The following is a 14,769-nucleotide window of genomic DNA, read 5'->3' on the forward strand; positions in this document are numbered from 1 at the left end:
TACGCGCTGCGGCCCGCTACCCTTGACCCGTACCCGCCGTGCTGCGGGACGCCGAGACACGGCCACGGGGAATGGCGCGGTGCCGGCGGACCGTTACACCGATAGGACCAGCACCACCACAGAGGGGAAGTCGATCATGGGCGAGCGCATGCTGCGCGGTAGCCGACTGGGCGCGGTCAGCTACGAATCCGATCGCAACACGGAGCTCGCGCCGCGGCAGACCCGCGAGTACCTGTGCGCCAAGGGTCACCAGTTCGAGGTGCCGTTCGCCGTCGACGCCGAGGTGCCCACCACCTGGGAGTGCAAGTTCGACGGCAGCGTGGCCCGGCTGGTCGACGGCAGCGAGCCGGAGCAGAAGAAGGCGAAGCCGCCGCGTACGCACTGGGACATGCTGCTGGAGCGGCGCTCGATCGCCGAGCTGGAGGACATCCTCGCCGAGCGGCTCCAGGAGGTCCGGACCCGCCGCGGTCGCGCCTGAGCAGTCACCACCGACGGTGCCCCGGGAGATGATCTCCCGGGGCGCCGTCGTGCGTGCGACGGGTCGCGCTCAGCGCGGCTCGACGATCTCACCTTCGATGGCGCGGCCGTCGTCGACCACCGGCGTCACCGGCTGCTGCTGAGGCGCGGTGTGCGGCGGAGTCTGCGGCGCGGGGGCGGGCTGCTCGCCGGCCGGCTGCTGCGGCGCACCCCGGTACACGTGCACCCGGCGCGGCCCGAACAGGTCACCGGCGGTCATCGACGACACCCGCCGCTCGGCGGAACGCTGGATGCCGCCACGGGCGATCCGGCGCACCGGCGGCACCAGCAGCACCAACCCCACCGCGCCGCTGACCAGCCCCGGGGTGGCCAGCAGCAGCGCGCCGAGCAGCCCGATCAGCCCGTCGGTGACCTGACCGCCGGGCGGCCGTCCGGACTGCGCCGCGTCCCGGAAGCCCCGCCAGGCCCGGATCCCCTCGCGACGTAGCAGGACCAGTCCCAGCAGCGAGGCCGCGAACACCAGCAGCGTCGCCGCGCCGAAGCCGATCGCCCGGCCCACCACCACGAACACGGCCAGTTCCACTGCCAGGGACAGCAGCAGGGCCAACGGTACGAACTTCACTGTCCGGCGCATCTCACCCCATCCGCCTCACGGCGCTCGTCATCGGACGGCGCGCCCGGCGGGGCGCAGCCGTCCCGTCCGTCAAGCATGACACGCTCCGGCTCATGGCCAGCGGGCCCGCCCCACCGTCGCCGCCTGCCAACCCTGCCGCACCGCGCTACGCCGGTCGCGTACCGCCCAGCCGGTGATGCGCCACAGCGCCTCGGCCACGATCAGCGGACTCATCTTGCTGTCGCCGCGTTCCCGCTCGGCGAACGTGATCGGCACCTCGACGATGCGCGCCCCGGCGCGGTGCGCCAACCGGGACAGCTCCACCTGGAACGAGTACCCCTGCGAGCACACCGACTCCAGGTCCAGGGCGTCGAGGACACCCGCCCGGTACACCCGGTAGCCGCCGGTCGCGTCGGCCACCGGCATGCCCAGCGCCAGCCGCGCGTACAGGTTGCCGCACCGCGACAGCAGCAGCCGCCGCAGCGGCCAGTTCAGCACCCGGGCACCCCGGGTCCACCGCGACCCGATCACCACGTCGGCGTGGCGGGCGGCGGCCAGCAGCGCCGGCAGGTCCTCCGGGGCGTGCGAGCCGTCGGCGTCCATCTCCACCACCGCGTCGTAGCCGCGCTGGCGCGCCCACGCGAAACCGGCCAGGTACGCCGCACCGAGGCCCTGCTTGCCCTCCCGGTGCAGCACGTGCACGTGCGCGTCGCCGCGGGCCAGACCGTCGGCGATGCGGCCGGTGCCGTCGGGGCTGTTGTCGTCGGCGACGAGGATCTCCACCTGCGGTGCGGCCCCACGGACCCGCCGCACGATCGCGCCGACGTTGTCAGCCTCGTTGTAGGTCGGGATCACCACCAGCACCCGACCCACGCCGGGCACCCCGGTCGCCGCCGGGCGGATGTCGGTCCTGCGCATCACCGCTGCCCCTCTCCGGGCAGCCGCCGGTCATCCGGCTCGGCCGCCCCACCGTCGCCGCACCAGGGCCGCCCCGACCAACGCGGCCACGGCCAGCCCGGCCAGCACCACCTCGGGCAGCACCCCGACCCGGGTGGCGAGGGTGCGCCCCTCGGTCAGCCGCAGCTCACGCACCACGACCGCCTGGGTGTTGAACCCGGTGGCGTCGCTTACCCGCCCGTCCGGGGAGACGAACCCGGACACTCCGACCGTGGAGGCCATCAACGCGGGCCGACCGTGCTCGATCGCCCGCAACCGGACCATCGCCAACTGCTGGCGGGCCTCGGCCTCGTCGAAGGTGGCGTTGTTGGTCTGCACGACCAGCAGTTGCGCCCCACCGATCACGGTGTCGCGCACCAGTCCGTCGTAGGCCACCTCGAAGCAGATCACGTCGCCGAGCACCGCCGCCGGAGTTCGCACCACCCCCGGTGCGGTGCCGGCCACGAAGTCGGCGCGGACCCGGTCGACCTGGTCGCTGACCATCCGGGCGATCCGGCGCAGCGGCACGTACTCGGCGAACGGCACCGGATGCCGCTTGATGTAGAGCTGCTCCAGGTCGGGGCCGCTGCCTGGACGCCACAGCAGCCCCGCGTTGCGCACCTGCCCCTGCTCGGGGCCGGTCAGCACCGCACCGACCAGGATCGGTACGCCGATCGCGTCGGCGGCCTCGGAGATGCGGATGTTGGCCGACTGGTTGCGCAGCGGGTCGATGTCGCTGGAGTTCTCCGGCCACACCACCAGGTCCGGTCGGGCCCGGGTGCCGGCGGCCACCTCACCGGCGAGGGCGATGGTGGCGTTCACGTGGTTGTTCAGCACCGCCTGCCGTTGGGCGTTGAAGTCCAACCCGAGACGCGGCACGTTGCCCTGCACGATCGCCACGGTCACCGTGTCACCGGTGGCCACCGTACTCACCGGCACCAGCAGCCCCCCACCGAACAGCAGCACCAGCGCCGCCGCGCATCCGGCGGCGGGACGCCACCGACCGCCGCCGGTGGCGTCCCGCCGGGCCCGCACCGTCCACCACACGCCGGCCACCAGCAGCCCACCGGCCGTGGCGACGGCGAACGTCACCAGCGGGGCACCGCCGACGGCGGCCACCCCCAGCAGCGGGGAGCCGTCCTGGCCGAACGCCAGCCGCCCCCACGGGAACCCCCCGAACGGGGTGCGGTCCCGCAGCGCCTCCTGCCCCACCCACAGCACACCGGTCAGCGCCGGCCAGACCGCCGGGTACCGGTCGGCCAGCGGCGACACCCACGCGGTGCCCAGACCCAGCAGCGCCAGGTAGCCGGCCTGCAACAGCGACAGCAGCACCCACGGCAGGTAGCCGGTGTGCAGGTTCGTCCAGGACAGCAGCGGCGCGAACAGCGCCAGCCCGGTCAGGAAACCCAGACCCGCGCCGGCCCGCAGTCGCCGCCGGTGCGTCGCGGCGGCCAGCAGCGCCACCCCGACCGGCGCCAGCGGCCACCACCCGTACGGCGGGAACGCCACCAGCAGCGCCAACCCGGCGGCCACCGCCATCACCACCGCCACCGGCAGAGGCAGTGGCCGGGGCGTACCGTCGGGCCGGCGGACGTCGGCGGGCGCGTCGGCGCGGTCCGTGGTCGTCACGGGGGCGTCAGGCGGGGTCACGCGCCGAAGGCTACCCGCCCGGCGGCCCCCGACGCCGACGCGGTCACCGGCCTCGGGCGATCCTCCCGCCCGGCCGCTGACCGCGTCGCGTGTCCGTTTCGCGTCGGGGTGCCTCAGCGGCGGCGGGCCACCAGCACCGCGTCGTGGATGACCACGTCCCGGCCATCGTGCACCGCCGACCGGGGGCGGCTCTGCGTCACCAGCACCTCGAACCGCCGCGGGTCCAGGTCCGCGGCGACCTGCTCGGCGGTGAACATCATCTCCGGGTAGCGGGCGCGGTGACCGCCGACGTGCGTGTCACCCGGATCGTGTCCGACGATCAGCAGCCGCCCGCCCGGGGCCACCGCCTCGGCCAGCCGCGCGAACATCTCCCGCCGAGGTTCCGGCGGAAGCTGCATGAACTGCGCCGACACCAGGTCGTACGCGCCCGGCGGCGGCGACCAGCTCAACAGGTCCGCGTGCGTGAACTCGATGCGCGCGGCGATCCGCGCACCGGCGTCGCGGGCGTGCCCGGCGGCCCGCTCGAGGGCGGTGGCGGAGATGTCCACGCCGGTGACCTGCCAGCCCTGCTCGGCCAGCCACACCGCGTCGGCGCCCTCGCCGCTGCCCACGTCCAACGCCCGGCCCGGCGTCGTGCCCGCCACCTCGGCAACGAGCTGCGGGTTGGGTCGGCCGCTCCACATCGACGTCCGGGACCGGTACCGCTCCTCCCAGGCCGCCTCGGTGAACATCTCCTCCCGCTGCCGGCGACGTGCGTCCACCGCGCGCCGGGTGTCCTCCTCGACCAGGTCGGCGTTGATCGCCGCCCCGGCCGTCAGGCCCGCCCCGGCGGCCCGGATCACCTGCGCGGACACGTCGGTGACGTTGCCGGCCACCCACACCCCCGGAACGGCGGTGGCGCCGGTCGCGTCGGCCGCGATGCGCCGGCCGATCACGTGCCCGGACATCTCCACGTCCTCCGGGACCAGCCCGAGCGAGGTCAGCAGCGCCGACCGGGCGGTCATCCCCGTCGCCACCACCAACGCGTCCAACGCCACGACCTCCCCGGAGGCCAGCCGTACGCCGGTGAGCCGGTCCTCGGCCACCGTCACGCCCGTCACCTCACCCGGCACCACACCGACGTCGCGGGCGGCCAACCGCTCGGCCTGCTCGGCGTCCGGCGTCGGTCCCTGGTGCGCCAGCAACAGCACGTCCGGGCTCCACTGCCGCCACAGCAGCGCCTGGTGCACCGCCAGCGGCCCGGTCGCCAGCACCCCGATGCGCCGGTCCCGCACCTCCCACCCGTGGCAGTACGGGCAGTGCAGCACGTCCCGACCCCACCGCTGCGCCAACCCCGGCACCGCCGGCAACTCGTCGACCAGGCCGGTGGTCACCAGCAGCCGCCGCGCCCGGACCCGCCGGTCGCCGTCGACGGCCACCACGAAGTCGTCCCCATCGCGGGTCACCGCCTCGACCCGCCCGTCCACGACGTGCCCGCCGTGCCCGGTGACCTCGGCGCGGCCGGTCGCCGTCAACTCCGCCGGCGGCGTACCCTCCCGACCCAGATAGTTGTGCACCCGGTCGGCGGGGGCGTTGCGGGGCGCTCCGGCGTCCACCACCAGCACCGAGCGGCGCGCCCGCGCCAGGGCCAGCGCCCCGGCCAGCCCGGCCGCGCCGCCGCCGACCACCACCACGTCGTATCCGTCGTCCATGCGTACCCCCCTCGTGACCTTCTGCGGCACCCACGCTGCACCCCACCCGCCGAAACGACAAGTAATGTTGCCGTTATGGCAAACGACGAGGCGGCGGTGCTCGCGGAGGTCGGCCCCCGGCTCCGGGCCCTCCGCAAACGACGCGGCACCACCCTGAGCGAACTCGCCGACACCACCGGCATCTCCGTCAGCACCCTGTCCCGACTCGAATCCGGCCACCGCCGCCCCACCCTGGAACTGCTCCTGCCACTGGCCCGCGCCCACCAGGTGCCCCTGGACGAACTCGTCGGCGCACCCGCCGTCGGCGACCCCCGCGTCCGCCCCCAGCCGATCGTCCGCCACGGCATGACGTTCCTGCCGCTGACCCGCCGCCCCGGCGGCGTCCAGGCGTTCAAGCAGATCCTGCCGCCCCACACCCCCACCGACCCGCAACCGGCGTCCCACGAGGGCTACGAATGGCTGTACGTGCTCTCCGGCCGCATCCGGCTGCGCCTGGGCGAGCACGACCTGATCCTGCACCCCGGAGAGGTCGCCGAGTTCGACACCCGGGTGCCGCACTCCGTCGCCAACCCCGACCCGACCCCCGCCGAAGTCCTCAACCTCTACGGCCCCCAGGGCGAACGGCTGCACGTGCGGGCCCGACCCGCCGCCGACTGACCACACGAAATCGGGGCGCGGCATACGCCGCGCCCCGATGCTCCCAGGCCCTTCCCAGCCGGTGCGGCGGGAATGAGGCACCCCGACCTTCGGACCGACCGGACGGTGACTGGCTGTCCCCGTCGGGCCGTTGTCTACTGGCCGTGCACCCCACCCTGCCCGTACACCGGTAACCGCGGCCGGTTCGCGCCGCCCCGCCGACCCCCGCCCGCTGGACCTGGCCGCCGCGACAACCGTCGCTCGGCCAGCGGACGAAGGGACGAAGCGAACAACAGCCGCTTCCCGTGGTAGGACTCAAAGACGGTACGTGGCTCACCCCCGGCCTTGTCAACCCACCCCCGACGAGTCGCCACACCGGCACGGCGTGTCGCGCTCACCGTCACCGTCCGAAACCGACCCGACACCGGTCACACCGACGTCAGCGGCCCCACCAGGGCCCGCGCCGCCCCCGGATGCTCCGCCGCCAACAACCCCGCCGCCGCCAACACGTAGTCCGAGTCCACCACCGCCCGCGCCGCCCTCGGCACCGCCCACCCACCCGCGTGATCACCCAACACCGCCTGCCACACCGGCGTCACCTCACCGTCGCGGGCATGCCGCAACACCCCACCCGAACCCACCAGCAGCCGCACGTCCCGCAGATCCCGACCGGCCCGCTCACCGGTCCCCACACCCCGGGCGTGCCGCCGCACCGCCACCGTCGCCGCCAACGCCGCCAACCGGCCATCCCACATCCGCCCCGCCGCGTCCACCGGCAGGAAACCCGGATCGACGGCCCGCACCGCCGCCGCAGCCACCAACGCGTCCCGCTCGCCGTCGGCCACCAGCCGCTCCTCCACGGCGGCCCGCACCACCCCCGGCGCGCTCCACCGCATCCCCAGATCCCCCTCCACCGTCCGCGCCCGCCACAACGCCCCGGCCACCTCCCGACCCGGGCCGTCGGCCCGCTCATCCGGAGTCAACACCGAATACACGTCCGTGGTGGCACCCCCCACGTCCACCACCACCAGATCACCACCGGCCGCCTCCGCCAACACCTCCACCCCGGTCAGCACCGCATCCGGCGTCGCCGCCCGCACCAGCCGCGCGAACCGCGACCCCCGCGACAACCGCTTACCGCCGATCACGTGCCGCAGGAACACCTGCCGGATCGCCGACCGCGCCGACACCGGCGACAACACCCCGATCCGCGGCAACACGTTGTCGGCCACCGTCACCGGCACCCCCGCACCGGCCAACACCGCCGCCAACTCCTCGCGCACGTCGACGTTGCCGGCCAACACCACCGGCACCCGCCACCGTGCCCGCGCCAACCGCGTCGCGTTGTGGGTCAGCGTCTCGGCATCCCCACCGTCGGTGCCACCCACCAGCAACACCACGTCCGGCCGCGCCGCCCGCAACCCGGCCAGCTCCGCCCGCCCCAACCGGCCGGCGGCCACGTGCACCACGTCGGCCCCCGCCGACAACCCCACCCGCCGGCCCGCCTGCGCGGTCACCAACGGCTCGTACCCCACCACCGCCAACCGCAGCCCACCACCGGCCGACGAACACACGAACCACGGCACCTCCCGCGCACCCAGCCCGGCCGCCGCCACCGCCGCGTCCAGGCCGTGCAACACGTCCGTACCCACCGTCGTCGGCACCGCCGCCGCCGCGACCAACCCGCCGCCGGCCAGGTCGACCACCGCCACCTTCGTGAACGTCGACCCGACGTCGGCGCAGACCGCGACACTCATACCGACGCGGGCACGACCACCGTGCCGGTCGCCGACACCGCCACCACCGGCACCTCCAACACCTCCGCCGCCGACTCACCCCGATCCGGCCGCCCCCGACACACCACCCGCGCCTCGAAGTCCAACGTGCGGCTCCGGGTACCCACCCGCGTCACCGTCGCCACCACCTCCAGCACGTCACCGGCCTTCATCGGCGCCCGGAACTGCACATCCGAGTACGACGCGAACAACCCCTCGTCGCCGTCCGTGCGGATACACACCTCCGTGGCCACGTCACCGAACAACCCCAACGCGTACGCCCCGTCGACCAGGTTCCCCGCGTAATGCGCATGCGCGTACGGCACATACCGCCGATGCGTCACCGTCAACCCCACCCGAGGATCCGTCATGCCGCCCCCACCTTCCGACCCGTCACCAACGCGTGCACCAGAAACGACGCCACCTCACCCGGCGTGGTGCCCCGACCGAAGATCCGATCCACCCCCAACTCGGCGGCCTGCGACTCGTCGAACCGCGGCCCACCCACGATCAGCAACGGACGCCGCCCCGCCGGCATCGCCTCCCGGAACGCCGCCGACATCTCCCGCGTGTTGTGCAGATGCGCGTCCCGCTGCGTCACCACCTGCGACACCAACACCGCATCCGCCCGCGCCGCCCGCGCCGCCTCCACCAACTCCGGCACACTCACCTGCGCACCCAGGTTCGTCACCGACAACTCCCGGTAGTACTCCAGGCCCTTCTCCCCCGCGATCCCCTTCACGTTCAGGATCGCGTCGATGCCCACCGTGTGCGCGTCCGTGCCGATACACGCCCCCACCACCGACAACTTCCGCCGCAACCGCCGCTTCACCACCGCGTTGACCTCCTTGGCCGACAACAGCGGGAAGTCCCGCTCCACCACCTGCACCGCCGACAGGTCCACCAGATGGTTCACCCGCCCATACACCACGAAGAACGTGAACCCATCACCCATCTGCTTCGCGTGCACCAATAACGCCGGATCCATCCCCATCCGGTTCGCCAACTGGACCGCCGCACCCTCGGCCCGCTTGTCGTGCGGCACCGGCAACGTGAACGACACCTGCACCATGCCGTCACCCGTGGTGTCCCCGTACGGCCGCACCACCGGACCCTGCGCCGCGCTCACGCCACCGCCTCCAGGATCTCCGTCGCCGGGTTGTAGTAGTCGGCCTCGTGCGCCGCCACCCCGTCCAACCCCTTGCCCCGATCCGCCGGCCGCTTCATGATCCCGAACGTGCCCTCGGCGATCGCCGACAACAACGACCGCTCACCGATGCGCTCCAACAACTCCACCGCCTCACCCAGCACGTGGTGCGCCCGCTGCTGAATGAACCCACCCGGCGCCGGCACGAAGTCCTCGTGCAACCCACCGGCGGCACCCAACACGTACCGCACGTTCTGCAGAGCGATGTCCCGGTCCGACAACCACGGCGTCACCACCGCCTCCGTCATCATCCCCACCAGCAGGATCCCCTGCCCCGTCATAGCGCCCACCAGATTGAAGAACCCGTCCAGCAGATTGCCCCGGAACACGTCACCGGTCATGTGCTTCGTCGGCGGCATCCACTTCAACGGCGCATCCGGGAACAACTCCCGCGCCAACAACGCGTGCGCCAACTCCAACCGGAACGACTCCGGCACATCCGGACTGATCTCGAACGCGTGCCCCAGCCCCAACTGCCAGTCCGCCAACCCCGCCTCGTGCGCGAAGTACTCGTTCAGCAACTGCGACACCGTCACCGTGTGCGCCTCGTCCACCGCATCCGCCGTGGTCAGGTAGTTGTCCTCACCGGTGTTGATGATGATCCCCGCCCGCGCGTGCACCTGCCGCGAGAACCGCTGGTCCACGAACGTCCGGATCGGATTGATGTCCCGGAACAGAATCCCGTACATCGAATCGTTGAGCATCATGTCCAGACGCTCCAGACCCGCAAGCGTCGCCATCTCCGGCATGCACAACCCCGACGCGTAATTCGTCAACCGCACATACCGACCCAACTCCCGCGACGACTCGTCCAACGCCGCCCGCATCAACCGGAAGTTCTCCTGCGTCGCGTACGTCCCCGCGAACCCCTCCCGAGTCGCCCCCTCCGGCACGTAGTCCAACAACGACTGACCCGTCGACCGGATCACCGCGATCACATCCGCACCCGCCCGCGCCGCCGCCTGCGCCTGCGGAATGTCCTCGTAGATGTCCCCCGTCGCCACGATCAGATACACCCACGGCCGCCGCACCGGATCCCCGAACCGCCGCACCAACCGATCCCGTTCCGCCCGCCGCCGATCGATGCGCCGCACCCCCGCCGCCACCGCCCGCCGCGCCGACCGCCGCGCCACCGACGCCGACCTCCCCGACGGCACCACGAACCGCACCGCACCCGCCGCCGCCTGCTGCGCCAACAACGTCACATCCGAGACCTGCTCCCGCGCCAACGCCTCGAACACCGGCACCGCCACCCCGTGCCCCAACCCCACATCCGCCACCACCGCGTCCACCAACCGGTTCACCCACGGAATACCGTCCGGATCCGCACCCGCCACCCCGGCCAACCGCAACACCGCACGCTCCACCGACACCGTGGTGTGCCCCCGCGCCAACTCCACCACCGGCTGCCCGACCCGCCGCGCCAACTCCCGCGCCCGCGCCACCACCACCGGATCCAGATCCAGCTTCCCGCCCGAGAAACCACTCACCTGCGTCACGACGCCCCTTCCTCGTAAATCACCTCACCGCGCAACACCGTCACCCGACACACCGGCAACGGCGTCGGATCCTGCACCCCCCGCACCTGCGGATCCTCGGCCTCCAACACCGGCAACCCCCGCTGCACCCCCGCCGGCGACGACCACACCGCGAACGTCGCCGGCGCCCCCAACGCCAACACCCCCTCACTGTCCCGATGCACCGCCCGCCAACCACCCCGCGTATGCGCCGCGAACGCCGCCCGCACACTCATCCGCTGCACCGGGTTGTGATGCGCCACCGCCGCCCGCACCGACCCCCACGGATCCAACGGCGTCACCGGCGAATCCGACCCGAACGCCAACGCCACCCCCACCCCGTGCATCGCCCCCATCGGATTCGACGCCAACGACCGCACCAACCCCAACCGCGCCTCGTACATCCGACCCGCGCCACCCCACAACCGGTCGAACGCCGGCTGCATCGACGCCACCACCCCGAACTCCACGAACCGTGCGATCAACCGCCGATCCACGATCTCCGCGTGCTCGATCCGATGCCGCGCCGCACGCACCCGCTCCGTCCCCAACTTCTCCGCCGCCCCCGCGAACCCCGCCAACACCGTCGAGATCGCCGCATCCCCGATCGCGTGGAACCCGCCCTGCATCCCGTGCGCCGCACAGTCCAACAAATGATCACGAACCTGCTCCGCCGTCAGATACCCGTGACCACACCCCTGCCCGTCCACGTACGCCGCCGACACGTGCGCCGTCCGCGACCCCAACGCCCCGTCCGCGAACAGATCCCCACCCGCGCCCACCGCACCCAACTCCCGCGCCCGCGCCGCACCACCCAACTCGCCCCAGTACCCGTACACCTCCGGCACCCCCGCGCCCGACAGCGACAACAGGCCAGTGAAGTCCTCCTCGTCCGAGATCTCCGGCCCACCGCACTCGTGCACCGCCGCGATCCCCAACGACGCCGCATGCCGCAACGCCACCCGCTGCGCCGCCACCCGCTGCGCCCGCGACACCGACGCCCGCGCCACCGCCCGCACCACGTGATGCGCGTCCCGCCGCAACCACCCCGACGCGTCGTACCCCGGCGCCGTCACCGCCTCCGGACACGCCGCCAACAACGCCGACGACACCAGCGCCGAATGGATCGACGCCTGCGACAGGTACACCCGCCGCCCACCGGCCGCCCGACCCACCTCTGCCGCCCCCGGCGGCACCGGCACCGACCACGTCGACTCGTCCCACCCGTGCCCCAACACCACCGCGTCCTCCGGCAACCCCGCCGCGAACGCCGCCACCGCCGCCAGCAACTCCTCCGCCGAGCGCACCCCGGACAGATCCAGCCCCGACAACGCCAACCCGGTGTCACTCACATGCACGTGCGCGTCCACGAACGCCGGTGTCACCAACGCCCCATCCAGATCCACCACCCGGTCCGCGGCCGGCGCGTCCGCCCCGGCCCCCAACCAGACGATCCGCCCGTCCCGCACCAACAGGGCCGTCGCGGACGGATCCGCCGGGCAGTGCAACACGCCGGCCCGATACAACGTCGAGGGGTTCTTCGTCATGGCCTCAGTCTGCCGCCAGCCGGGCCTCGAAGAGCCCACGCACCCCCGGCACGTCACGCAGCAGCTCCAACGCCAACTCCGCGTGCCCCGGCACGTACCCGTTACCCACCAGCATCGTCACGTCCGCCGCCAGACCCTCCGCGCCCAACGCCGCCGCCGCGAAACTCGTCGCCATTGAGAAGAACACCACCGTGCCGCCGTCCGCGGTCGCCAACACCGCACCGTGCTCACACCCCGGTACGTCCACGCAGACCACCGTCACGTCCGCCGGCACCCCCAACGCCGACGTCACCGCCACCGACAACCCCACCGGATCCCGCGCGTCGGCCACCACCACTTCGTCGGCCAGGCCCGCCGCGACCAACGCGTCGCGCTCCGCGGCCACCGGCACCACCCCGACCGTACGACCCGCACCCGCCCGCCGCGCCGCCGCCAACGACAACGAACCGCTCTTGCCCGCACCACCGACCACCGCCACGGCGACCGGCCCGAAGCCCGCCGGCCGCTCCGCCACGTACCGCCGCACCACCCGCTCGGTCAACGCCGGCGCCCCACACACGTCCAACACCGCCAACGACAACTGCGGATCAAGGTCCTCCGGCAGCACCGCCGCGATCGACCGGGCGAACAGGATCGCCCACCCCTCGCACGGCACCTGCTCGCTGAGCCCGTCCCACCGCGCCAACCCGTCGGTGATCACCAGCGGCGTCAGCGTCAACGACACCAGCGTCGCCACCCGCTCGCCGGCCTTGAGCCCCAACGGCGACCGCCGACCCGCCTCCGCCACCGTGCCGATCAGCATCCCGCCCGACCCGGTCACCGGGTTCTGCATCTTGCCCCGCGTCGCGATGATGTCCAGCACCTCGGCGCGTACCGCGTCCCCGTCACCACCGTGCTTGTCCCGCAGCTGGCGGAAACTCGCCGCGTCCAGGTTCAGCCGCTCGACCGAGATCCGCACCTCGTTCGGGCCGATCTCCGACCGCGCGTCCAACCGCCAGGCCGCCTGCGGCAGCACCCCCGCCGGTTCCACGACCCGGTGCAGACCTACTGGTGACGTCACGCCAACCTCCCTGTCCGACCGCCCGAAGCCCCGACATCAACTCGCATGACGGGAAAACTTCCGGCAGAATAATTCCTGTACCGAATATTTTCCAGTAACCTTCGGTTCGCTGACGAACCCGGACCGACCGACACCCAGGTCGGACGACCACCGACACACCCGCAGGAGGGGCCGTGACCCAGACCCAACCGCCGGTGCACACCACCCCGGCAACACCCGAGCCGGCCCCCACCACCGCACTGACCGGCCAACCGTACGAATACCGCCGCCACCGCCTCGTCGAACCCGACTGGACCCGCTTCCCCGGCTGGCGTCACGTCACCCGCGACCAGTGGGAAAGCGCCCAGTGGCAGCGCGTCAACTGCGTCAAGAACATCAAGCAACTCCGCACCCTGCTCGGCGACACCGTCGACGAGCACTTCTACGCCGACCTCGAAGCCGACCAACGCGCCCTGGCCACCATGTCCATGCTCGTACCACCCCAAATGATCAACACCATGGTGCCGGACGCCCCACCCACCACCGAGACGCTGCTGGCCGACCCGATCCGGCGATACATGATCCCCGTCGCCTCGGACCGCCGTACCGACTGGCCCTCCCACCCGTACGCCACCCGCGACTCACTGCACGAACACGACATGTGGGTCGCCGAGGGCCTCACCCACCGCTATCCCACCAAGGTCCTCGCCGAACTGCTCTCCACCTGCCCCCAGTACTGCGGGCACTGCACCCGCATGGACCTGGTCGGCAACTCCACCCCCGCCGTCGACAAGCTCAAACTCACCCTCAAGCCCGTCGACCGGTACGACGCCCACATCACCTACCTCAAGGCCCACCCCGGCGTACGCGACGTGGTGGTCTCCGGCGGCGACGTGGCCAACGTCCCGTGGCGCAACCTCGAGTCGTACCTGATGCGCCTGCTGGAGATCGAGACCATCCGCGACATCCGGCTCGCCACCAAGGCACTCATGGGCCTGCCCCAGCACTGGTTGCAGCCCGACGTCGTGGAGGGGCTGGAGCGGGTCGCCCGCACCGCCGCCCGACGGGGCGTCAACCTGGCCATCCACACCCACGTCAACCACGCCCAGTCGCTCACCCCGCTGGTCGCCAAGGCCACCCAGACCGCCCTCGACGTCGGCGTACGCGACGTGCGCAACCAGGGCGTGCTGATGCGCGGCGTCAACGCCAGCACCACCGACCTGCTCGACCTCTGCTTCGCCCTCCAGGGCGAGGCGGGCATCCTGCCGTACTACTTCTACATGTGCGACATGATCCCCAATGCCGAGCACTGGCGGGTCCCGGTCTGGCACGCCCAGCAGCTCCAGCACGACATCATGGGCTACCTGCCCGGCTACGCGACCCCCCGGATCGTCTGCGACGTGCCTTTCGTCGGCAAGCGCTGGGTGCACATGATTACCGAGTACGACCGCGAACGCGGCATCTCCTACTGGACGAAGAACTACCGCACCTCCATCGAGTCCGCCGACCTGGAGGCGCTCAACAAGCGGTACGCGTACTACGACCCGATCGACACCCTGCCGGAGGCCGGCCGGCAGTGGTGGCAGACCCACCGCGACGACTGACCGGACCCGGCGCTGGCCGGTCGGTACCTCCTCCACCGACCCCAGCCACGCCGCGAAGCGGGCCACCGGAGCATTCC

13 protein-coding genes are annotated in these 14,769 nt (G+C 72.5%); 3 read left to right on the plus strand and 10 right to left on the minus strand.

Annotated elements, in window-relative coordinates; genetic code table 11:
• The first annotated feature begins 136 nt into the window (after positions 1 to 136).
• Positions 137 to 478 carry an RNA polymerase-binding protein RbpA gene (locus ACZ31C_RS25795; protein WP_046564157.1) on the plus strand — a complete coding sequence of 114 codons (342 nt, stop codon included), beginning with the start codon at positions 137 to 139 and terminating at the stop codon, positions 476 to 478.
• Between the two features lie 69 nt (positions 479 to 547).
• On the opposite strand, the gene ACZ31C_RS25800 is transcribed toward ACZ31C_RS25795, so the two are convergent.
• From ACZ31C_RS25800 to ACZ31C_RS25815, 4 genes are all read right to left on the minus strand, one after another.
• Complete coding sequence (locus ACZ31C_RS25800) at positions 548 to 1,111, minus strand: FxsA family protein (RefSeq protein WP_465797462.1); 564 nt, start codon at positions 1,109 to 1,111, stop codon at positions 548 to 550.
• Between the two features lie 90 nt (positions 1,112 to 1,201).
• Positions 1,202 to 2,008 carry a polyprenol monophosphomannose synthase gene (locus ACZ31C_RS25805; protein WP_396746139.1) on the minus strand — a complete coding sequence of 269 codons (807 nt, stop codon included), beginning with the start codon at positions 2,006 to 2,008 and terminating at the stop codon, positions 1,202 to 1,204.
• A gap of 30 nt (positions 2,009 to 2,038) precedes the next feature.
• Positions 2,039 to 3,655, minus strand: coding sequence for an apolipoprotein N-acyltransferase (gene lnt / locus ACZ31C_RS25810; RefSeq protein WP_465797555.1), 1,617 nt, complete (start codon positions 3,653 to 3,655; stop codon positions 2,039 to 2,041).
• A 134-nt stretch (positions 3,656 to 3,789) separates the two neighbouring features.
• A complete protein-coding gene (locus tag ACZ31C_RS25815) occupies positions 3,790 to 5,367 on the minus strand; it encodes an FAD-dependent oxidoreductase (protein WP_465797463.1) in 1,578 nt (525 codons plus the stop codon).
• 75 nt (positions 5,368 to 5,442) lie between these two features.
• Here ACZ31C_RS25815 and ACZ31C_RS25820 point away from each other — a divergent pair, with 75 nt between their 5' ends.
• Positions 5,443 to 6,024, plus strand: a complete 582-nt coding sequence (locus tag ACZ31C_RS25820; protein WP_465797464.1) for a helix-turn-helix domain-containing protein — start codon at positions 5,443 to 5,445, stop codon at positions 6,022 to 6,024.
• 407 nt (positions 6,025 to 6,431) lie between these two features.
• Here the strand turns inward: ACZ31C_RS25820 and ACZ31C_RS25825 are convergent, their stop codons facing one another.
• The 6 genes from ACZ31C_RS25825 to kdd are packed head-to-tail and all read right to left on the minus strand — an operon-like array spanning position 6,432 to position 13,109.
• Entirely contained in the window at positions 6,432 to 7,760 is a 1,329-nt protein-coding gene (locus tag ACZ31C_RS25825) for a glutamate mutase L (RefSeq protein WP_465797465.1), read from the minus strand.
• Positions 7,757 to 8,149 (minus strand): 3-aminobutyryl-CoA ammonia lyase, encoded by a 393-nt coding sequence (kal, locus tag ACZ31C_RS25830; RefSeq protein ID WP_396745868.1) that lies wholly within the window; start codon positions 8,147 to 8,149, stop codon positions 7,757 to 7,759. The genes ACZ31C_RS25825 and kal overlap by 4 nt, the downstream gene beginning before the upstream one ends.
• Entirely contained in the window at positions 8,146 to 8,907 is a 762-nt protein-coding gene (gene kamE / locus ACZ31C_RS25835) for a lysine 5,6-aminomutase subunit beta (RefSeq protein ID WP_465797466.1), read from the minus strand. Before kamE ends, kal begins: the two co-directional genes overlap by 4 nt.
• Positions 8,904 to 10,475, minus strand: coding sequence for a lysine 5,6-aminomutase subunit alpha (kamD, locus tag ACZ31C_RS25840; RefSeq protein WP_465797556.1), 1,572 nt, complete (start codon positions 10,473 to 10,475; stop codon positions 8,904 to 8,906). The genes kamE and kamD overlap by 4 nt, the downstream gene beginning before the upstream one ends.
• Before the next feature lie 5 nt (positions 10,476 to 10,480).
• A complete protein-coding gene (locus ACZ31C_RS25845) occupies positions 10,481 to 12,049 on the minus strand; it encodes an amidohydrolase (protein WP_465797467.1) in 1,569 nt (522 codons plus the stop codon).
• Positions 12,050 to 12,053: 4 nt separating this feature from the next.
• Positions 12,054 to 13,109: an L-erythro-3,5-diaminohexanoate dehydrogenase gene (gene kdd, locus ACZ31C_RS25850; protein ID WP_465797468.1), complete on the minus strand. Its 1,056-nt coding sequence runs from the start codon at positions 13,107 to 13,109 to the stop codon at positions 12,054 to 12,056.
• A gap of 173 nt (positions 13,110 to 13,282) precedes the next feature.
• On the opposite strand from kdd, the gene ACZ31C_RS25855 reads away from it, so the two are divergent.
• Complete coding sequence (locus ACZ31C_RS25855) at positions 13,283 to 14,692, plus strand: KamA family radical SAM protein (RefSeq protein ID WP_465797469.1); 1,410 nt, start codon at positions 13,283 to 13,285, stop codon at positions 14,690 to 14,692.
• Positions 14,693 to 14,769 lie beyond the last annotated feature (77 nt).

It is taken from the genome of Micromonospora sp. NPDC023869 (genome assembly GCF_055559695.1).

What these genes read in the sequence shown, in the direction of transcription:
- ACZ31C_RS25805 (WP_396746139.1), bottom strand. Translation starts at nt 2,008, where the DNA reads ATGCGCAGGACCGACATCCGCCCGGCGGCGACCGGGGTGCCCGGCGTG.
- ACZ31C_RS25825 (WP_465797465.1), bottom strand. Translation starts at nt 7,760, where the DNA reads ATGAGTGTCGCGGTCTGCGCCGACGTCGGGTCGACGTTCACGAAGGTG.
- kal (WP_396745868.1), bottom strand. Translation starts at nt 8,149, where the DNA reads ATGACGGATCCTCGGGTGGGGTTGACGGTGACGCATCGGCGGTATGTG.
- ACZ31C_RS25800 (WP_465797462.1), bottom strand. Translation starts at nt 1,111, where the DNA reads ATGCGCCGGACAGTGAAGTTCGTACCGTTGGCCCTGCTGCTGTCCCTG.
- ACZ31C_RS25820 (WP_465797464.1), top strand. Translation starts at nt 5,443, where the DNA reads ATGGCAAACGACGAGGCGGCGGTGCTCGCGGAGGTCGGCCCCCGGCTC.
- ACZ31C_RS25795 (WP_046564157.1), top strand. Translation starts at nt 137, where the DNA reads ATGGGCGAGCGCATGCTGCGCGGTAGCCGACTGGGCGCGGTCAGCTAC.
- ACZ31C_RS25845 (WP_465797467.1), bottom strand. Translation starts at nt 12,049, where the DNA reads ATGACGAAGAACCCCTCGACGTTGTATCGGGCCGGCGTGTTGCACTGC.
- ACZ31C_RS25815 (WP_465797463.1), bottom strand. Translation starts at nt 5,367, where the DNA reads ATGGACGACGGATACGACGTGGTGGTGGTCGGCGGCGGCGCGGCCGGG.